We start from the raw sequence: 21,059 nt of genomic DNA, 5'->3' as shown, positions 1-21,059 counted from the left end.
GCCCGGCAAGCACCTCAACCTGTCGTAACTTCGTGACAATTTCCTCGGGCTTGTGTCGCTTGTTTCCCATCGTGAATCCTCCGTTTTCCTAAACATAGCGGCGGACCACTTCAGTGGGGGAGGATCAGCTTGGCGCGCTCCGGACGGTTGAAACCTTCCGCAATCACGGCGTTGCTTGACGCCTTTTGGCGTGCTTTGACTGCGCCCCACAGGTCTTGATCTACGATCCGCAGATGCCCCCCCAACGACAACCCGACGTTGACCACAGCAGTGTATCACAGGATGCTGCACTGCCTCTGAGGTATGCTTTGAGCCCAAACTACCAAAATGCTACTTGGCGCACGAACGTCCTTCAATGATCCGATTTGTCTTGTAAAATACAGGTTTGAATCCTGCCCAGCCGAGCGTCTGCACAATGCATTTGGCCGGCCGCCCGATTTGGTAGAAGAGCGACGCCAAGGAACACTGTATAGACAGTGTCCAGAGGGTAACTCTTCGAGTTCTTGCTTTTTTCCAAGCGGTTTGTTTGAACTCGAGCGAGGCTGTGAAGGCATAGAAGATCACAGCGCTGTCACAGCACTAACTTCGCAAGGCGTTGCGCCAAGTTCAGAAGGTCTGTGGCTGCCTTCAGGGCGGTGGCCAGATCTTCCAGTCTTCTCATTTCCTTCTTGGCCTTCTGTACCGCGTCACGCAATTGATCGCCAGCGGATTTCGTCGCTGTTGGCGTGGTCAGCTCGACCAGTTGTGCGTTCCGCAACTCGTACATGAATGCCCGGATTTCTGATTGTTTCGCACGGAGGGCCCTTCGTTTGTCCACATCTGTCTCTTCGCTCGCACGGTCATCAAGTTTGCCAATCGCGGCCCAACCAAGGTTATACAGATCTTCATAGGTCTTGAGCTTGCGAATGTCTTTTGACATGATCTTCTTCCTTCCGTTTTTGGTTTTATTGGTCTGACAGCGCTTTCAAGTCCTCCAAAAGTGCTATCAGCGTTTCAGGGTCGCCCGGTCCGTTGACTTGCGCGTGCAGCAACTGGTGCGCCTTCCAGAGCGCCATGAGGCGTGCAGTATCGCTATTGTTGAAGGTGGTCTGGTAAGATTTGAACTCAGCCTCATAGGCGTGGACAGCAGCGCGATATTGCTGCACACTTCCATTATCTTGAGCGGTTGTCATACGCTCAAACGAGTCCCCGAGCACCTGCGCCTGTGCAGTGATCTGACTGGACTGGTCTACATAAGCAATCAGCTCAGCGATGATCTCCTTGATTTCCGGGTGTGCCGCATTGACCAATCTGCGCAGGAGCTGCGCCCGGCGCGCTTCCACCGGGCGACCGACCAAACTGCTGAGCGGTGCAATCCGCGCATCGCTGATCACCGGCCCACCCCCTGCATTCGCGACAGCGGCGAAACTGTTGAGCGAGCCAAGGAACCCTGAAAAGTTCGCGGAGGTTCGCGGCGAGATGTCGGATTTGGCGATATCCTGAACGACGGCGGCATATTGTGACAAGGCGGCCAACCCGTCAGCGGCATACTTGGCGCTGCCGCGGGCCATAGGCGCTGTCACGCGTGGTTCCAGCACGCAGGCGCTCGCGGTCTCGTCTAGAAGCGTCCCTGCTTCCGCCGGAGCAAAAACCAGAGCCTCGCAGCCTGTCGGCGCGGCGTAGACCGAAGCAAGCTTAGAAATCCCGATTTCGCGCGCTTGACGCTCTTCTTGCGTAATGCGCTGCTCAAGCGTCGGTGAAAGGGGCTTTTCGACCGCAGTCAGGCCTTCGCTGAAAGCGTTAAGACCGGTTTCAATGTCGGGCGCCGTGCAAGCCGCCGCGCTAATTACAATCGAACAAAACAATAGTTGATTTCGTAGCATGCCATACCCTTTCGTTAACCAATGCAAATTTGGATATGCTTCGTCCGTGAACTCAGCGTGAATGAGGCGTCACATGTGACAAGCGCCTCGCTCAAACCTTCCGTTTTTCCATTTTTGGACGGGCAACGAGTTGAAAACAAACCAATGTCCAGTAAATCATCTTGCCCTGAATGCCACCATTGCCGTGGCGCGGGTGAAAGTTTGCAAAGACCCGCGATCACGTCGCTCGCGTCGTCGAAGGATTGCGGACGTTGGTTTCGTCCGCGGTCAGTGAATTGGGTTTTTCGTTGTATTTGCGCGTGCCGTAGACGGCGGGTTCAACGGGTCGCACCGCTGCTGTGACCTGACCCGATCAACTCTAGCAAGATGTCAGTATGTCGGGCGCGCAGGCTTAAATTTCCGGGCTACCCGAGCCAGCTCGACTGACGCCGCAAAGACGATCAGCCAAAACCCTATAACGCGCAGCTTGCCTGGTTCATTGAACACTGCAACCGATCGCTCCGTAAGGAGCTCTCGTTCTTCTAAATCATTCTTTAGCTTGCGTATTCGATCCGTTGTAGTGATGGCCTGGTCTCGTTCTCCGCTTCTTCTAAACATCGTCGCGTTGTTGGATAGGAAATCCGTCGTAGCTTGCACCTCGCAGCTCTTGTATGAGCTAGCTGCATGCGCAGGAGCTGCCGACCATATCAGTGAATTTCTGGCGAGTTCCGCTAGCGGGCTACACGGCGTCACGGCGATGGGTATGCAATCATTCTGCCTGAACCCTACTTCTCTGTGTGCAGCAGTCAATTCCGCGATCATATATCTGGTCATCGCATTGCTTGAGTTACTAAGGCACAAAGCGTTATGTTGTCGCGCGACGTCACTGACGCCTGCAAGGGCAATCGATATGTTGTCATCCAGTTCGGCACGTCGCACTGCGTCTCTCAATTGTCTCTGCTCTTTTCGAAATTCGGAAATCTCGTTGAGCCCAGACACAACCCCAAGAGCCAAGGGGATAACCAAAAGCACCTCCCCAACTTGGTTGGCGGTTTCCGCAGAAGACTGGCTCTCTAATTGTTTCAATCCAAAGTATGTCAAAGCTGCAAATAGAAGGCAGACTATAGCGACAGACACGATGTTGGGTGAAACAAGGCTACTCCAAAACAACTCAAACATCTCAGCTCGAACTCTCTTCGCTTTCGCCCTATGAATTCAGCCTCCAGTGAAAAATCCGGGGCTGCTAGCTCTTTCGTATCGTGTGAGGTGTCATAGTAATCGATCCTCCCGGGCGTGTTTAAAGCAACCGAAACCCAATTTTTTGCGTGTAATGCTGCCAAACATAAGGATCAGTGAAATAGCCAGGATGCCCACCTGCCGGCACCAAAAGGTTGCGCTCGGAGGGGACATCTTGTTGCGGTTTTGCTAGGCCGTTCAACTCATCGAGGTTCTCGATATATGTGCCTACAAAATCATCCGTGCGTCCAATGTTGAACCATTTAATTGGCGCTTCATCATTGTTGAAATCACCCGGTTCAATGCGAAAGGCATCGGGAAAATACTTTCGATAGAGGTGCGTGACGGGAGAACCCATTGTGACCAAAGTCACCTCACATCCGCCAAAAATCCCCTCGGGCAGCAACCGCCGTAGCGTCCGCGTGGCCACGACAGTTCCTTGAGAATGCGAGATAATCGTCACGCGTTTGGGGTGCAACTGAGACATCATGAGTTTGACCACAGTCTCGAAACGGCCCTCAATCTGCAGGCGAGGTGGGAAATTGCTAAGGTCATTGGCCATCGCGGGGTTAAACTTATTGTTATTGGCATAGACCACAACATCCCGAAATGCCCCCAAACCACCAGCAACGAAATCACGTAGCTGATATATGAGAAAGGCTAGCCCCAAAAGAACGGCGGGCGCATAGTGTGTCACACCAACAAAAATGCGGCTCAAGCTGAGCCGATCTTGTCGCTCTTCCGCCCCAACTGTTTGGTTGAGACCGTTGTCATTGAGCGTACGATCTTTCGTGAGCTCCGCTTCTAGCCCAATAACATCAATATTCATGGTAATGGTAACCACCGCAGCGGCAAACGCCAAAGTGGACAACGCGCAAACGACCTGAAAGATCCAATTGAACAGTAGCCGACCCATCCACGAAGCTGAAATCGCTGTTTTGAACAGGACATCCTTGTTCATAAATCGCGCCAACATAACGACGATTGCAGTGATAATCAGTAGCGCCAGGAAGACCAATCCAATCGTCATATTTATCACGAGCGGAGCGACCGCTTCATTGAGTACCTTTTGAAGTAGGGGGAACTTGTCTCCCAGCCGATTTACTGTGTCTTGGGTGACAACCCAAACTGACGACGCAAGCAGCATCCACAAAAGAAGTAGAGCCGAGCAAATAGGCGCGAACATCCTGCGCTGCCTGTTATGAGGCGCGGAATCGTCGATCATTCCTCTGTCATTGAACCACGCAATGTAAACAACAAGGCATAGCAACACCGCAATCGCCCAGTTGATTTCAAGCAATAACATAAGCGAACCAACAAAGAACCGAAGCTGCTGATCTTCTGGGGGAGCATCTTGAGGCAACAGGCAAAAGGCGATCGCTCGTTCGTTGCAATACGCGATGACTTCAGCAGCTTCGGGAATGAATGGAACGGACACTAGGATCAGCAATCCCCAGGCGCATGCCGCAGTGGAAAAAACTCGCCAGAGGCTCAATTCCCACCATGAACGACGAACGCCTGTCACAAAGCCAAGAGCAATGGTCAAAGCACCAGTACCTGCGAATACAGCTTCGGCACTGGGTAGAGTGAACAGGCCAATGCTGCCTAGAGCAACCAAAACGAGCAATAGAATGCCGATCAGTGTCCAAAAACGATCACCGGGAGGGCGGCTTCTAAAATACAAACCAAGAAAGAGGGCCACACCGGCAAGCATCGCACACGCGAGTTGAAGGTTTTTCAGCAATCCGGAATCGACACTATCTGCCGCATCGAAATTGAGGACGGAGCCCTCCAACAACAGAACAAGGGCGCCCATCAACAAAGCCGCATTTAAAGCGACAACACCACCGATGAGCGCCCACAAAAACCAAACCACAGCCGAATAGCCCGAATGGGACTTGGTATTGGAGGCGTTGTCGAGCGCCAGATAACCCACCGACATCACCACCTTAATCAAGTCGAAAATCGTGGCGAAGGCCCCCTTGGGCTCTTTGGACAGATCAGCCCAGTAGACCTCTGCCATTACCGTCTTGATCTCCTTGGGTGGGGCCCCTTGCTTACGGACGCGTTTGACATGCATGGGGAACTTCTTCTGCGTTCCCTCGCGCTGCGGCATTTCATGAGATTCGGGATGATGAATAGGGGTGCTTGTACTGCTGCCCGCTCCGCCACCCGGATAATTTTTCTCTTCTATCCGTGATTTGCCTGCATAATCCGCATAAGGTGTTTCAAAGAGCTGCACGATCGTCTCGTCTGCGACGACCGGAGGTTGGCCTTGGCGGTTGTGCTCCTCCATAGCACCACTGAGCACATCATCTACCGTTTCCCCCGCCACTTGATTGCCGATGCCATGCACACAAAGCACCAGGTGATCAATTTTAGTTTTCTCCGCTGTCATGGTATGCCCCCTATATGCTATAGTTTGCAACGAAGCGCCACTTGCGCCTGTCGGATGAGACGTGTCAGCTTGCACCAAGCCCGACCGATCAATTCGAACTAGAGTTCGCGCTTGCTGCTGGACAGTCGCGCTTACAATCGTGACCTTTGGCGCTATTTTCCAGGGTATCGCTTGTATTTGTCCCAATCATAGAAAGTTCCCTTTTTGAGAACCGCGAATGGCGCACCGATGTAGTGATGTTCCGATGTGCCGCGCTTCAAAATGCGCGTTGTTGCCGTCCATAAAGTGATCGTTTTAAATAATCGCATTCGGCCGATTTGCGTTACAGGTAGCCAACCGCTTGGATCATTGCAGGCAGGCTATCGACGACCACACCATCTGGATGAGCTCCGTCACGTGGGTGCCAACGCCCGTTATCACTGCCGGAAAGGTGCCAATAGGTTCCCGATCCATGTATAACCAGTCCTGCCAAAGTCTCGGCAACAATCCTGCTCCCCAACGGACCAAGGTGTCGACCATTGGACATCAGCTCTGCTTCTTTAAGAATATAAAACCAAAGGGGCGTGGCGTCTTCGAACCCTCCTGCGCGAATGGCGTCTCCCGTGGGGCCAGAAGCAATTTCTTCAGCGCTGAGCGGTGTGATGCCGATACCGTGCTCCGCAAATCCGGCAATAGATGCCTGAGCCGTTGGCACATTCAACAAATGCCCTCGGCGCAAGTTCCGAATTGGAAGATTCTGCATGTTCGCATTGTCGCCTTCGCGCATATGCTTCATCTCATGCAAGTCCGGGGCAATAAAGGTGTCTATTCGCCTTGTATTGCGGTCGTCATGAGAGACATCTCCCAAATTCAACAACCTTTCCATGTCGACGATCCAGTTGCTCGGAAGCTGGTTTGCCACACCTAACATTGGAGGCGCGCCTTCGCCGGTAAACCCGAAGAGCAAGTTAAAACCCGCTCTATCTGAAGATGGATTACAGTCGGTATCGCCCCGTCCAAAAATAAAATTCCAGTCGTAATCCGAGCGAGCCTGCGTATGGCCGAACCGAAAGGCCGCCACTGAAAATTCTAGGGGTAGTGGCATAAGCCGTGCACCAGAATCTCCTATGGGATCCATGAAACTGCGATAAACAGGAGCACCTTGGGCGACGACATCATTAACTGTGTCTCTGTCACAGATCGTCGGCAGGTAAACATTCATCAATAGCCATTGATAAATGCGCCTCGTTTGCTGCCTAGCCCACTCAAACACGGCTTCTCTGTCGCCTAGATTGACATCATTTGGCGTGGCCGAATCTACGATTTTGTTGTGCAGCCTCAGGAACATCAGATGTGTTTGTGCCACCGCAAGGTTTTCATCGTTTCGCATATCGCCAATGATGGCCCTAGCCGGGATCGGTTTCCCATCTTCGTCCAAAAACCGCTCCGCTAGGTCGCCCGTCAGCGCCTCAAATTCAGAAGATGGTATTATCGTACGATCTGGGTCAATCACTCTTTGTAGCCGCAACAGGTCGGTCGCTATGTCATTGGGCAGATCCGGCCTGCAACCCGGGATGTCAAAACTAGTGCCCAACAGCATCTTTGCGCGATCTGAGGGAAAACGCATAGCGTTCTGGAGTCTCTTGCCAAATGAACCTGTATGAACAGCCCCGCCATAAACACTGTCGAGATCCAGTGCTCCGGTTCTTAGATTAACAACCTTAGTTTCAACCAGTGACTTTTCATGCTGACCCAGAGAGGCATTAGCGACATCAATAACTGAAAAATCCGTCTCACGATCTGTGCCAGCTGTTATGTCATGATCAATAAACTGTCCTAGATATGTGAACAGCGCTGGCATCTCCGAATTATCGGCCTCAGGACTAACTGTATCAACCATTGCCACACCCAGACGATCCAGAGCCTCAGCTATTTCTGGTCTTGGATGCGTGCTATCTGCATTTGGGAAGAAATAGCCAAAAGGTCCGAATGCTGCAGAAGCAGTATCTGGATAGTCTTCGCCTTCGACATAACCGCAGGCCGCATTCATACTTTGTTGCGTGTTCGCGCCACCTCTGCCGTTACCAGACACTTGGCCGCCATGTCCTTTAATTATAATCATCTTATCATCCTCACTGCTTTATTTGGGAGGATGTTCGTTGATCAACGTGATCAAACCGTGATTTGGACAGTTAGTAGGTGAATGCCCCAAAACACACAGACAAAAACATCGCGAGGATTGCTTAATGGACGGTATCTCTCATACCAGATCGGTGATAGCATCAGTGCACACAAGGCCCGCTCGTCGCGCTAAACTTATCGGATAGTCCTCGTTTCTGAAAAACTCGTCAATCGTGAAGCCTTGCTCGAGCTTATGCAATTGTTCGGACATACGCCTAGCTCTGCAAAAATTACCTCGGTGAGAGTAGAGAGCAAGTAAGTATCTTCTTGGTGGCCTGAACTTCGGGGAAAGAGCTGCAGAGGTTTCAAAAGACCGCGCCGCCTTTTCATGGTCGCCAAGCAACAGCGCGGCCAGGCCCACCTGAAATTCACACCAGAACTGAAGTGGCGATTTAGCCGACATTCTGGCGCCAATTTGGGCCGCATCCCGAGCTTTTTCATAATCCTTTAGATACAAAGCGGCGTTTGAATAAGCCCACCATGCAAGCGGGTTGGATGGGTTCAACATAACGGCTAACTTCGCTAGCTCTGACGCAGCCATTTCATCGTCCATAAGCATTGCATGAGCGTTGGATGCTGACGCCAACACAATCGAGTTCATAGGATCGGCTTCGACAGCCCTTTCCGCAAAGGACATCCCTTCTTCTATTGTTGCTTGTTCGTTATCAGCAAATCTTTCTATCAATCTGATCACAGCGATCTGCGATCTCCATCCCAACGCAATGGCTGGATTTTCTCCTTCAGGTGGAGAAGAAAGAGTATACTCGGCTCTTTCAAGATGCTCGGCATCAAATGAAAATACATTTGACATGAAGGAACCCATTTGCGGATTCCCATTTTTCTGTCTGGCACCTAAATCGTCGTTATAACTGATTGATTTGATAAGAGCAGACTGCAAGCGAAACGCCATACCGAGCAGGTTCAGGTTTTTATCAATTGGACCAAAGGGCTTAACCAATGTTATTGTTTCATTCCACATTATCCGCCGATTTTTGGCTGAGTGTGCGGATACTCTTAGGCCCAGTCTGTCGTCGTCAATAGATGTTGCATGAACAAATACATTAATAACAAAAGGATCAGAAGTTTCAGAGCTGTCAAACCCTATTTCATAGTCACCTTGTTCACCAATATTTCGGCAAAGAAGACTTACAAATTCAGATTCCAAATGAAAAGCTGCTGATGAGGAGTTCTCCGAGCATATCAACGCGATCTTCCAGCGCTTTTTCGCCTGGTGCGGAACCGCCAACAAATTATGCTCTGCATCTTTGTTCGCGCATCCTATCTTATTTCTAATGATCTGCAGCCAATGGTTGAATTCACTGTCTCTTATGTCGATACCTTCAAGAAACTCTGAGCGTTCTTGGGTCTGGGTTTCTTGACGCCAATCTGTAGTTATTTTTTCGGTATCTAACCAGACAGACTTCCTATTGCTCTGAAGAACACTCGATTTGTCGCCGAGCGACTTTCGTATCTTTGTCAGGCATTGCCTTAAACTTGCGGCTCCTCGCTCTGGGTCGCTTGTGCTCCACAACTTGTCTTGCAACCAGCTGCGTGTCTTGATTGAAGGCTCGGATGTGACAAGCAACGCTATTATGGCTTGTGATTTTTCATTCACAGGGGTCAGGTCTCGTCCCTGCCGATCCGAAATGCGGAAGTGCCCATATACGTTTATACGCAAGCAATCCAAATTGCTGTCCATAATAGAAAATCCAAATCTTTGACGCTACGTTAGCCTATTTCCTAGAAAATGTGAACGTATCGTGATTGTGCGCGGACCTGTCTTGACGGCTGGACTAATCCCTAGAGACTAATCCCTGTTTATTAATTGGGGGATTTATCATGACATTTTCACAAGACGCACTCGGAGGAGGAAAGGGCGGCGGCAAAGGTGGCGGTAAGGGCGGCGGTAAAACTTCAAGTGCCGCTGAAACCGATTTCGGGCTTGCCGAAGCTCGGATGACAGCCCACGATGCTCTTGCAGGATATTGGGATCCGCCTCGCGGGAATGCTGTTGTTGATGAAGACCATTTCAACGGAGACATGAGTTATCTAACCGCCGAAAGAAGAATCACAATTCTTGTCGGAGACGCGCTTCAAAGGTTTCGTGTAATCCAAAATAGCAGCGATACCGCAGAGCTCGAATTAAGCCCCGGGAGCAGCACAAACATATCAATTTGTAAGCTGTTTAAACCTGACGCTGACACGCAAAATGACCAAGTCAAATGGTTGCGTGCTTACGCAGATTTGCGTTCGGACCGTGTGAACGAGATTCTGGTACAGGTAGAGGATATATTTTCTGCATTCTCTGCGGTGTACAACTTCGATACGCCCGCACGAAAGCACACCGCAGAGATTGTTGCTGCAACGCAAGAGATCGCAATCCTTCTGGAAATGCAGATAAAACACCTCTGCCGTACGACGCGTCCGGTCGATTGGTCTGAAAAAGTCCAACCTATGATCGACACACCTGACCACAGCTCATTTCCTTCGGGTCACGCAACCGAAGCATTCGCAATAGCCTCCGTCTTATCACGCCTAATTTTGCAGGATACGCCGGATCAGGCAGCGCAAAAAGAAAGCCAACTCTTCTATTTGGCTCATAGAATCGCGGTAAACCGTACGATTGCCGGGGTACACTATCCTGTCGATTCAGCTGCAGGTGCTGCTTTGGGATGTGCTATTGGGAATGCGATAGCTGCGCTGGCCACAGGTAAAGACGCTTTGATTTTTGCTTTTGATGCTAATCTTCATGCTGACGAAGATGAACGCTCTGATGATGGCGACTTTAATCGCCCAACGATGGCGAAGATCGTCAGTGGGGCTTCAAAGGTCGAAAGCCAAATCGATACCCAAAATATTTTTGCGCGACACTGGCTAGATGCCAGTAAAGAATGGGTTGGCGTGTCTACTCAAGGTTCTCAAACTGGGGGGGCAGTCTGATGGGTTGGTCCAGTTGGGAACAGTCAAATCGGTTCGTTCCGTCGCCGTATATCCACTGGGCACTTAACCTGGAACGACATCAGCCGTGGAGTCACCAAGCGACAATCCAGCTCGCGCCGCCGACCACGATCACGGATAAAACGATGACACAACGTGCCGAGTCATTTGTAAAAAAGCGGGCCGAAATCCTGAGTGGACCGAATGAACAAGAAAACAAACTCGAAGCCTTTTACACAGCCCAACAAACTGACGGGAGGCCGCTAGATATTATTGCTGTTCCGGATGACTGCAACAACAATGGTTTTGCGGATCACTGGCTCGACAAAAAACATACCGGCTGGCTGCCCGAGAATGTCGACTATCCGACCATTGAAGAAGGGACGATAATTGCTGGTATTATCGACATCGACATAGCTTTCGGGCACCGTCGGTTTCGGGACAAGACCGGACGATCTCGCATTCTCGCATCCTGGCAGCAAGGCGCAGACCGAGCATCCGGTAATGCCGGTGGCCATCTCCCTTTCGGGCGTGATTTGTTAAGCCAAGACATCAATGAGTTATTGATTTCGCACAGTGCCAACGGCGATCTTACGTCCGCTCTGGATCAAGACAGTTTCAACCAAGAGGCAGGTCTTATTGCGTATACTAGGGTCGCCGGCCCGAAGGGTATTCTACGTTCTAACGCACACGGTACGCATGTTTTGGGTTTGATGGGTGGAGCTGATCCTTTTGAAAATCCTGAATTCGGTGATCGCGTGAAATTGATAGTCGTCAATTTGCCTTCACCTGTCGTTTATGCAGAAGGTGGCGCGTTGCTAGATGGATATCTGATTTATGCGTACAACTGGTTGGCTGCTGTCTTCGAAAAAATTGTCAAGAAGTCAAACTTGCAGCTGCAGGATGTTCCGTTTGTTTCAAACATTTCATTTGGAAAGCAAGCAGGTGCCAAAGGTGACATCCAAGGGTTTCCGGCGACGCTCTTCGAAATGGAAGATCGTTTTCGCCAAGAAAAAAGCTCTACGTTTTCTACTATGCTTCCGTCTGGAAACGACAATCTAACCCGCAGCCACGCCATAATGGAGCTAAAGCCTGGCTCCAACAACATTGGCGAAATCGAATGGCGCGTTGTACCGGATGATCAGACTTCGAATTTCTTGGAAATCTGGGTGCATGACCAGCCGCTTGAACGCGAAACTCCGCCTATAGAAATCGACATCGTTCCACCAAATACCGATCCCAAGGGATTTTCGCGGGGTTTGCCCGGCCAAGTCTGCGATCTGCTAAGTGGGTTGGGCCGAATTTACTGTGAAACTACGCGATCACATAGGTTGGATCGCCGTAATTTTCTGTACCAGGTATGTCTAGCGCCCGATACCGTACCTGAAATACTGGGCGGGGGCGCCACCGCTGGAAAGTGGAGGATTAGGGTCAAGAATACATCGTCTGAAAATATTACTGTAAGACTTATGATCCAGACCGACCAATCCACCTTACCTGGGGAAAGAATAACGCGGCGCAGCTATTTTGATGACCAAAAATATACGCTTATAGAATGGTCGGGGCGTACCGCTGACACATATGTTTACTCGAGCAGAGCGGAACGTCCAGCAAATCTAGATAACAGAGGTTTCATCCTCCGTCACGGTAGTATGAACAGCTATGCCGGAACAAACGGAACCGCAACAGTTGCGGGTTTCCGCTTCTCAGACGGGAGACCCGCTCCCTACTCAGCTTCCGGCCTCGGGCGCAGAGCACACCTAGACGCGCGAGGGGCACCAACTGTCGCGTTGCCTTCGGATGATGGCTACGCGCATTTCGGTGTCTTGTCAGATGGTGCCTATGATGGTTCCGTTGCAGCAATGAGGGGCACAAGCTTTGCCTGTGCGGATGCAACCCGCCAAGTGATAGAGGCTTGGTTAGGCGATATTTTGAAAGGCCTCCGACCAACGTTACCAGCCCATAGACTCTTTGAGAAACGCGCTGAGATCGAGAAAGCTGATGAAGGCCGACTCTATTATCAAGCCGACATCGAAAAAGTCGGTCGAGGACGAATTAGATCGCGCAACAGACTGCGTTCTCTTCGAATGACCAATTCTGAGTAGTGGTTTTGTATATGACCTGAGCTTACACTGCCTCTTTCGATTGAAAATTACTTAGATTTGCTTTGATGAGGTTAAGCGGTCATCTTGCCCATATCCATTTTGCCTGCAAGCACCATCGGTGTTTGATCTTAGCGCTGAACATGGTCTGTTGGTGTTGTAATCCGCCTCTTATGTTTCCAGTTTTTCTCGTCATCTGCCAGTTGGCTGAAGTGCATTTCAACGTAATGGTGTTCGAGGTGCAGCGAAAACAAATGGGGTGCGGCAAAGATGCCAGAAACGAATTGCATCAAGGCCGCAGGTTTTTATGAGACTGATCTTGTGAAACCAGCATCCGCAATCAACGAACTTGCCAGCAAATAGCTAAACAAGCCGTCTTTCGCCGATATGCATCGAAAGGCCGCTTCGTCCCGCGATCTGTAAGTTCGAGCAGGGCAACAATTCGGCAGTGCGGTGAAGGTCTTGTCTGGTGAAGCTGCGCCGCGGCGCTTGCCGATATCGGCAATGGCGGCTTTGGAGCAGAGGCGAACTATGCGACCCTTGGTGCATTTGAAGCGCTTCGTCGACCAAGCCGATATCGAGCTTTCGAGTTGTTGCGCTTGATCTAAGCTTGCCTCTTCTGCAGCCTGATATTGTTGAGCCCCGGGGGGCAAAATATGCGCGTTTTTCCGGCTTTATCTCTTTTTGTGGTCGGTAAGTATGCTTCGGGTGAAGGCTATTGACCAGATATGCGTCTTTTGTGCCGACCACCGAAGTGACGAGGCATATGTCGACAATTATGAGTCAGGCCATACGTCTGGGTATCGCAAGACAGCCCAAGGTGATCACGTCTTTCGCTACCGCGTGAAAAACCTCAGCGATCAAACCATGTTTCAGTTGCTTTGAAAGGGCCCGCGTCCGGGACGATTGTCTCACGGACGTCTTGCTTATGGTCGTGATACAGCAAGCGCTTGGTTTCCCATCCGATTCCGGCCCCGATAACACTGACATGCACGATTTTGGTTTTCAGAATGGTCGTGGCAGTGACTACACGACGGAACCGGTCGAGACATTTTTCGTAGGGCTGAGCGCCTTGACTGCACGACACCGTTGCGTGTGCAAACAGTTGAAGCAATTGACCTATCGTCTTGGGAGCAGTTTAATTCGAGGTTGCAAAACGTGTTGAACAACGAACCGATTTTCGAAGTGCTTTTTCAGGCCCTTTTATTACCCAAAGGAATATGATGCCCCTCTTTCGTACAAGCAAACATCAGGGTGTCCCGGCTGATGACGCCGTTTTTCCCAGGCAACACCAGCCGCACTTGTGGCGATCTGGGATGTCGTCCAGCGGGTGCAAAGATTGATGCCGTCCTAAGTGGTCACTGCTGAACGTTACGCGCGTCTCAATCGGTTGGCCGGCGCGCTGAACCTGGTTGCCGATGGCGGCGACGTAGTGGAGGCCAAGGCCGAGGTTCTCGACTAGCAGCGCGCCGTGCAAAATACATCGCCAAGGCAGACCGGGAAGAGATTTTCTGGACGCTTGGCCTTGGGATTTTGGGACTCACCGTATATGGTCTGCTTTGGCCAAACGGCTTCATCGATGTCCCGAATAACGAGGCAACGTATATGCGAAACCTAGTTCAAAGTTCCGTCCGCGCAGCCGGTTACACCATGCTTGGATTTGAGGTTGGGCTTGTATTGCGACGGCTCTATCAAATAAGAAACCAACCTTACTCTGACCATCTCGAGAGTTTTCGCTAAGTTGGCAACCGATGTTGACCGCGGTTGGTCACCTCGCGCTCGTCGTCACAATCTGTCTTTCGGTCTTGTTGGGGGGCGAGATTGTCGACACAGGTCATTTCGGTTGGCCTAATATCGAAAATCCTCAGAGCGCAATCGTTCCCGGACATATTGTTTGTCTCGCGGGGCAAAAACTCTTGAGTTGCTCTTTGATTGATCTGCACAGAATGCCGAAGATACCCAGAAACCCGCTTTCATCGATTGACGAGCACGGCCCGAAACCCCAACGAACCTCCACTTCCAGCCCGGATGCTTTTGGTGCTTTCGTGAAGCGGACAAAGCCAAGGCATTGCCAAATTGCGTCTCCGAGATCACCGGCTTAGCTGTTCTGGATGAAGATGCCGGCAGATATGCCACGCCTGAAAGGTTACCGTTTCCACGCGAGGTGATCGCCTGCGTGGTCTGGGCGTACCACCAGTTTGCTTTGAGCACAGCTGGTGTTGAAGATCTGCTAGCCGAGCGCGGAATGATTGTCAGTCGGGAAACGGTTCGGCTCTGGGTCAATCGGTTCGGAAGTCATTTTGCGAGCTGCATCAAGGGCCATAGACTCCGGCCTAACGACAAGTGGCCTTTGGATGAGGTCGTAATTGCAATCGCTGGTGAACGTTTCTGGTTGTGGCGTGCTTTAGATGCGGATGGCGACACGCTTGATATTTTGGTTCAAAGGCATCGGAATGCAAAAGCAGCCAAGCGGTTTCTGTTGCGTCTGATCGGAGCATATGGTGCTCCACGTGTTGTCATCTCGGACAAGCTGCGCAGCTACATCAAGCCGGTCATTAGATTGGCGCCTTCAGACGATCATCGAGCCCACAAAGGGCTGAACACCAGGGCAGAAGGATCCGATCGACCAGCAAGGAAACGAGAGAAGATTATGGGCCGGTTCAAGTCGGCCGCCCAAGCGCAGAGGTTTCGGGCCGCTCACGACCAAATCAACACAATCTTTCGCCCACGCCGCTACAAAATGATCGCAAACCGCTACCGCCAATCAAGAAACTGCGCCTTCGACCTGTGGTACAGCTAGGCCCCTGAAATGACTGCATAAACAGATCTTGAGACACTCTGACACGACACACTCAATAACTTGGCAATACCTGACGAGGGCAGTTTCCTTGGCTGAAGTAGTATTTCTTCCACACTACGCAGGCTGAAATTGAAATGAATATACAGTGACATTGCATGGGCAATGATCTGAAGGGGTAAGTTGATGACGTTCGTGGTGGATTGACGGTGAACTATTGATGTCGCGTAGGTCCAGATAGTGTCATTGTCAAACGAATGATCGTTAGCGTGACAAGACCACCTAATACGGCTCTTTACCCAAAGCAACTCGAAACAAATTTGCCAAAGGCATCCGTTTTTGAAGCAGATCGGGCTTCCGGCGGGTAGACGAACCAGATCGGGGCATCTGGTTTCCAGAGCGAGCCCGGTGCGACCTCTACCAAACGTCCTTCCGCAAACTCATTCTGAACGGCCAAGCGGGATTTTATTGCAAGACCAAGACCTTGTGAGACAGCTTCTGTTAGTGTGTCCGAATTGGAGACCAGCACGCTGGACCGCACCGTTGCATCTTTCCGTTTGCCCTTTGCATCCTTGAAAGCGATCCGCGTCTGCCAGGGCAGGCAGACCCAAGGCAGATCAACTGTCGCTTCAATATTTTGCGGTGTTCCATGCTGCGCCAGAAACTCAGGTGATGCGCAAATGATGCGATGGTTGTCGCTGAGTTTGCGTGCAATCAACGAGCTATCAGACAAATCTCCAACCCGCACGGCACAGTCCTGCCCCTCTGCAGAAAGCGCCACAAAACGATCCACCGCGAGAAAATCAAAAGTCAGTTTAGGATGTTCCCGTTGAAAAGTCGGCAGCGCGGGCAGAATGAAACGGGATAGTATCCACGGCGACATCGTAACGCGGATATGGCCGGCCAACTCGGCCGATCCGCTGCCCGCATCGCGTTCCGCCTGCGCCAGATCTGCGAGAATGGCTTCTGTGCGATCAAAGAAGAGCTGTCCCTCGTCAGTCAGTTTCAGCATGCGGCTGTTGCGGTGAAACAGCGTCAGCTTGAGCGCGGCCTCAAGTTTATTGAGCCGATGGCTGGCGGTGGCGGGCGATATGCCAACCCGTCGGGCACCGGCTGTGACCCCGTTTCCATCAGCGATGGCCACAAAGGTCTTGAGATCGTCAATGGAGTACATTCGAAATTTTCAAACGCTAGTTTCAGATTATAGCATATTTATCTAATTTATTCGACTGCGCTACTCCAATGTCAAAGCTATGGAGGAGAGAAAATGAAACATCTGTTGAGTGCCGCCAGCGTGGTCGCCATTTTATCAAGCCCGCTCGCCGCGGCAGGGCTGGAAACCTATCTGGAGTTTCCCAAGGAGATGCCGCCGGGCAATCTGGCGATTGGGCCGGACGGCCGGATGTTCATGTCAGTGCACGAGTTTTACGGTCCGGAACTGCGCGTTGTTGAGGTCATGCCGGATGGCAGCACAAAGCCTTACCCGACCGAAACCTGGGCCCGCGCTCCTGAAGAGGATGGCGACGGCTTGCGGGGCGTTTTGGGACTTCGCGCGGATCGCGAAGGCATTCTCTGGATGCTTGATGGCCAGGGCGAGGGGCAAACTGGTCGTGTTGTCGGCTGGAACACCAAAACCGAAGAGCTGCATGCGATCTACTATGTCGGGCAGCCCGCCGCGCGGCCGACATCATTCCTCAACGATCTCGCCATCGACCGGGAGCATGGGGCGATTTACATCTCTGATACGGGTGACGGCGCGAACTCTGCAGTGATCGTGATCGACATGCAAACTGGGCGCGCCCGGCGCGTACTGGAAGGCAGCGCCTACACCGTGCCGGAAGATATGCCGATGATCATCGATGGCCGCGAGATCAAGCTGGGTGGCAACCCCACCAAGATCGGCATCAACCCTATCACCATCGATCCGACCAACTCCTGGGTCTACTTTGCCCCGATGACTGCATCATCCATGTACCGTGTGCGGACAACCGATCTGCTTGATACGAGCCTGAGCGATGACGACCTCGCTGCCCGCGTCCAGAGATACGGAGACAAGGTCATCTCGGATGGGTCTACCGTGGATGCGGATGGGAATGTCTATATCACGGCGATGACAGACAACGCTCTTGGCGTCACAAAGCCCGATGGCACCTATGAAGTGCTGTTCCAATCCGACGAAGACTTGCCTTGGCCGGATGGCTTTTCGATGGGTGTCGACGGCTATGTCTATGCCACCATCAACGAATTGCACCGTTCACCGGTACTCAACGGTGGCGAAGACGCCTCGATCGGCACCTATCGCATCGTGCGTTTCCCGGCGCTCGGCACTGCCATCAGTGGGAGGTAAAGCATGCTGTATCGACTGGACTTCACGGTGGAGTATGACGCCACATTGCAGCAGCAGGGTCTGTTGGGTGTCTGGGCAGAGGAGGCTGAGGCGGCGCTTGGTGCCAAATCGGCGGGCGTCGTGAAAGACCTGTGGAAAGTGGTCGGAGAGCGCAAAGTGCTGGCGATTGTCGATGTCGATACCCCAGATGCGCTTGATCAGATCCTTTTTGATCTGCCGATCATGCAGAAGATGGGCCACCACGTTCAAGTCGACGTTCAGTCGCTGCGTCGTTACGAAGACTTCGCAGCAGACGTCAAAGACCGCATCGGTCGCTGAAGAGAAAGGCATCTTTCATGGCAAAAATGGTTCACTCCTGTATCCGGGTTCTGGAGGATGACAGGTCGATTGCGTGGTACAAATCCGCCTTTGATCTGGACATTGTTGATCAGCTCGATTTCGAGAGCTTTCGCCTCACGTATCTCGCAAACAAAGAAAGTGGGTTTGAGCTGGAGCTGACGCTCAACAAGGACCGGACCACACCTTATGAGCTTGGCGATGGCTACGCGCATTTGGCTTTTGTCGTTGAAGATGTCACCGCCTATCACAAAACCATGATCGCAAAGGGGCTCGATGTTGGCGAACTCGTCGAATTCGCACCTGATGGCGAACTGGTGGCGCGGTTTTTCTTCGCCACCGATCCGGACGGCTACAAGATTGAAGTCCTGCAGAAGGCCGGGCGCTTCAAATAGACTAGGGAGCAGGCGCATTTTAGGTGCGAGGCCGCAAAACAAGATGCGCCTGCATATCACAAACCTTCGGAGCCTTTAGGCAGAGCGAAAATGCAAGTGCTTTGCTCTGCTCGATTCCCATTCTTCGCACAGTTCCCAGCCAACGATAGGCGCATACAACTGACCTGAACTCTCCGTGAGACAGGCTATCTCAGCAGAGTCCGCAGCTCTAAGCTTCAGGAGATTGCACGCCACGGGGCTCTGGACAGAATGCAAACACCACCCAAACCAAAAGACGCTCGCAAACCGCTTCGGGAGGGGTTGCAGGCCGCCGGGCAATACGGTGCGCTTCAAACAGCGGGGCGGTTTTATCCAGTCGCCTGTGTCGCGTTGGAAATCACCCAGAAATGCAATCTGGACTGCACGCTTTGCTACCTGTCAGAACATGCGGAACAAGCCCGTGATGTCCCTCTTGTGATCCTTTTCCAGCGCATTGCGATGGTTCATGCGCAGTATGGAGAAGGCACCAATATACAGATCACGGGGGGCGACCCCACTTTGCGCGCCATCGAAGATATCGAAGCCATTTGCAAAGAGATTAAGCGTCTGAACATGCGGTCCTGCCTGATGACAAATGGTATCCGAGCCACCCGCCCGCGTCTTAAGCGTTTGGCTGCGGCGGGGCTGAACGATGTGGCCTTTCACGTCGATCTGACCCAGGAGCGTCAGGGCTATGACAGCGAAATAGCGCTGAACAAAATCCGGGAGAAATATATCGCGAGAGCGCAGAGGCTCGGTCTGCGCATTCTCTTTAACACAACGGTGTATGAGGGAAATCTTGCTGAAATACCTGCGCTTTGCGCGTTCTTTAAAAGGCAATCCAGGCATTTGGCGTTGGTGTCTTTCCAGATGCAGGCGGATACTGGGCGCGGCACGGAGGACAAGCGTCGCACGGGGCTGACCCAAGATGTGCTGTCAAAGCAGATTGGCAAAGGCTTTGGCGTGGACTTCCCCTCAAAGATCGGGATCGGCCATTCTGGGTGCAGCCGCTATGATCATCTGGCCATCGCAGGTGACACCGCTGTCTCGATCCTTTCAGAAACGCAACTGGTCAAACGCGCAATCCGCGCGCTGGAAGCCGCAGACACCGATGAACACGCCGTGGCCAATTCACGCAAAAACTGGCGCAAGGCCCCGCTTCATGATCCCGGCCTGATCTTACATGCGGGCAAAACGCTCCTGAAAGTACTGTGGCGCCTCAGATCGGGGCTTTTGTCCAGCCGCCGCGTGCCCTCGCGGATGAGTGTGGTGCTACACTCTTTCATGGATGCCAAAACGCTGGAGCCGGAGCGCTGCGCCTCCTGTGTGTTCATGGTCGCCACAAGTCAGGGACCAGTGTCCATGTGCGTGTTCAATGCTGAAAGGGATGCGCAGCTCTTTGCCCCTGTCCCACTTGAACAAGACACGCAAAAGCTCTGGTGGAGCGCGGCCACCGGCGAGCTCACAGAAACCCCGGTAGAGGCACACCCCGAGGTGCCAAAATTCAAAAACATGAAAGGCCGGCAACGCGCAAAAGCTGCCAGCCAACGGGAGCATTCCACATGATGCGCTACCTTCTTTTCCCGCTACTTTTGCTGCTCGGTGCTTGCGCCAGCATAGAGCGTGTGGCCCTGCCAAAGCCGACGCTCCTGTCGCCGGGTTTTGCGGTGGCTGAAGACGCCACACGCGCGCGCGTCGATCATGCCGCTTGGGATGGTTTTCTGGGCACATATGTCCGTCAGGATGTCCGAGGCATCAATCGCGTGGCCTATGGCGAGGTCACCGATGCCGATCGCAGGAAACTGCAGGGTTACTTGGCGGACCTTGAGCAGACCGAGGTTGAGGCTCTGACGCGAGAGCAGCAGCTGGCGTTCTGGATCAACCTCTATAACGCGGAAACCGTGGAGGTGATCCTGCAAAATTATCCGGTCACGTCCATTCGTGACATCACCGACGGGGCCTTGTCTTTTGGGCCATGGGACCGTCCGGTCACAACGGTGGACGGTCAGGAGTTGACCCTCAACGATATTGAGCACCGCATCATCCGCCCGATTTTTAATGAACCACGTATCCACTACGCATTGAACTGCGCCGCTGTTGGATGTCCGAATTTGATGAACCGCGCCTGGCGTGCCGCCACGCTTGAGCGTGATCTGGAGGCAGCGGAGCGCGCCTATGTCAACGACGACCGCGGCGTGCATGTCGACCCAAACGGCGCATTAACGCTTTCCAAAATCTACATCTGGTTTCAGGAAGACTTCGGCGCAAACGAAAGAGAGGTCTTGGACCGCCTGCAAAAGGTGGCAGATCCAGAACGGGCAGCGGCCATCTCTGCGCGCAAAGGTGTGAGGCGCTACGCCTATGACTGGTCGCTGAATGAAGTTGGTCGGTGAGCGGGAATGCTGGCGCGGGGGCTTGTACCTCAGCCGGTTAACTTTCTTCTCGGAACGCTGCCCTGAATGACCCGTCGCCTACTAACCGGAAGAGAGCGC

Annotated in this window: 14 protein-coding genes and 1 pseudogene; 8 read left to right on the top strand and 7 right to left on the bottom strand. The window is 52.4% G+C overall.

Annotated features, from left to right (window positions below; translation table 11 throughout):
- Nucleotides 1-571: 571 nt before the first annotated feature.
- From J7400_RS17735 to J7400_RS17710, 6 genes are all read right to left on the bottom strand, one after another.
- Nucleotides 572-919 carry a hypothetical protein gene (locus J7400_RS17735; RefSeq protein ID WP_209065418.1) on the bottom strand — a complete coding sequence of 116 codons (348 nt, stop codon included), beginning with the start codon at nt 917-919 and terminating at the stop codon, nt 572-574.
- 25 nt (nt 920-944) lie between these two features.
- Nucleotides 945-1,889 (bottom strand): hypothetical protein, encoded by a 945-nt coding sequence (locus tag J7400_RS17730; RefSeq protein ID WP_209065417.1) that lies wholly within the window; start codon nt 1,887-1,889, stop codon nt 945-947.
- Nucleotides 1,890-2,231: 342 nt separating this feature from the next.
- Complete coding sequence (locus tag J7400_RS17725; RefSeq protein ID WP_209065416.1) at nt 2,232-3,020, bottom strand: hypothetical protein; 789 nt, start codon at nt 3,018-3,020, stop codon at nt 2,232-2,234.
- A 118-nt stretch (nt 3,021-3,138) separates the two neighbouring features.
- Complete coding sequence (locus tag J7400_RS17720) at nt 3,139-5,475, bottom strand: hypothetical protein (RefSeq protein ID WP_209065415.1); 2,337 nt, start codon at nt 5,473-5,475, stop codon at nt 3,139-3,141.
- Nucleotides 5,476-5,797: 322 nt separating this feature from the next.
- Nucleotides 5,798-7,576 (bottom strand): heme peroxidase family protein, encoded by a 1,779-nt coding sequence (locus J7400_RS17715; RefSeq protein WP_209065414.1) that lies wholly within the window; start codon nt 7,574-7,576, stop codon nt 5,798-5,800.
- Between the two features lie 138 nt (nt 7,577-7,714).
- Nucleotides 7,715-9,334, bottom strand: a complete 1,620-nt coding sequence (locus J7400_RS17710) for a hypothetical protein (RefSeq protein ID WP_209065413.1) — start codon at nt 9,332-9,334, stop codon at nt 7,715-7,717.
- 140 nt (nt 9,335-9,474) lie between these two features.
- Between J7400_RS17710 and J7400_RS17705 the strand changes: the two genes are divergently transcribed.
- The 3 genes and pseudogenes from J7400_RS17705 (at nt 9,475) to J7400_RS17695 (ending at nt 15,474) form a co-directional block, all read left to right on the top strand.
- Nucleotides 9,475-10,575 carry a phosphatase PAP2 family protein gene (locus J7400_RS17705; protein WP_209065412.1) on the top strand — a complete coding sequence of 367 codons (1,101 nt, stop codon included), beginning with the start codon at nt 9,475-9,477 and terminating at the stop codon, nt 10,573-10,575.
- Between the two features lie 143 nt (nt 10,576-10,718).
- Nucleotides 10,719-12,677, top strand: coding sequence for a hypothetical protein (locus J7400_RS17700; RefSeq protein ID WP_209065411.1), 1,959 nt, complete (start codon nt 10,719-10,721; stop codon nt 12,675-12,677).
- 2,108 nt (nt 12,678-14,785) lie between these two features.
- Nucleotides 14,786-15,474, top strand: a pseudogene (locus tag J7400_RS17695) (IS6 family transposase).
- 292 nt (nt 15,475-15,766) lie between these two features.
- Here the strand turns inward: J7400_RS17695 and J7400_RS17690 are convergent.
- Entirely contained in the window at nt 15,767-16,645 is an 879-nt protein-coding gene (locus tag J7400_RS17690; protein WP_209065410.1) for a LysR family transcriptional regulator, read from the bottom strand.
- 93 nt (nt 16,646-16,738) lie between these two features.
- On the opposite strand from J7400_RS17690, the gene J7400_RS17685 reads away from it, so the two are divergent.
- The 5 genes from J7400_RS17685 (at nt 16,739) to J7400_RS17665 (ending at nt 20,960) form a co-directional block, all read left to right on the top strand.
- The gene (locus tag J7400_RS17685; protein ID WP_209065409.1) at nt 16,739-17,818 is read left to right on the top strand and encodes an L-dopachrome tautomerase-related protein; all 1,080 of its coding nucleotides are present in this window, start codon (nt 16,739-16,741) and stop codon (nt 17,816-17,818) included.
- A gap of 3 nt (nt 17,819-17,821) precedes the next feature.
- Nucleotides 17,822-18,136, top strand: a complete 315-nt coding sequence (locus J7400_RS17680) for a muconolactone Delta-isomerase family protein (RefSeq protein ID WP_209065408.1) — start codon at nt 17,822-17,824, stop codon at nt 18,134-18,136.
- A 17-nt stretch (nt 18,137-18,153) separates the two neighbouring features.
- Nucleotides 18,154-18,549, top strand: coding sequence for a VOC family protein (locus tag J7400_RS17675; RefSeq protein ID WP_209065407.1), 396 nt, complete (start codon nt 18,154-18,156; stop codon nt 18,547-18,549).
- A 249-nt stretch (nt 18,550-18,798) separates the two neighbouring features.
- Nucleotides 18,799-20,133, top strand: a complete 1,335-nt coding sequence (locus J7400_RS17670; RefSeq protein WP_209065406.1) for a radical SAM protein — start codon at nt 18,799-18,801, stop codon at nt 20,131-20,133.
- On the top strand, nt 20,130-20,960 hold the full coding sequence (locus J7400_RS17665; protein ID WP_247738892.1) for a DUF547 domain-containing protein: 831 nt from the start codon (nt 20,130-20,132) through the stop codon (nt 20,958-20,960). Before J7400_RS17670 ends, J7400_RS17665 begins: the two co-directional genes overlap by 4 nt.
- Nucleotides 20,961-21,059: the final 99 nt, after the last annotated feature.

It is taken from the genome of Shimia sp. R9_2 (assembly GCF_017743735.1).
Classification (GTDB): Bacteria; Pseudomonadota; Alphaproteobacteria; order Rhodobacterales; family Rhodobacteraceae; genus Shimia.
This window is presented reverse-complemented; position numbering and strand designations above follow the sequence as displayed.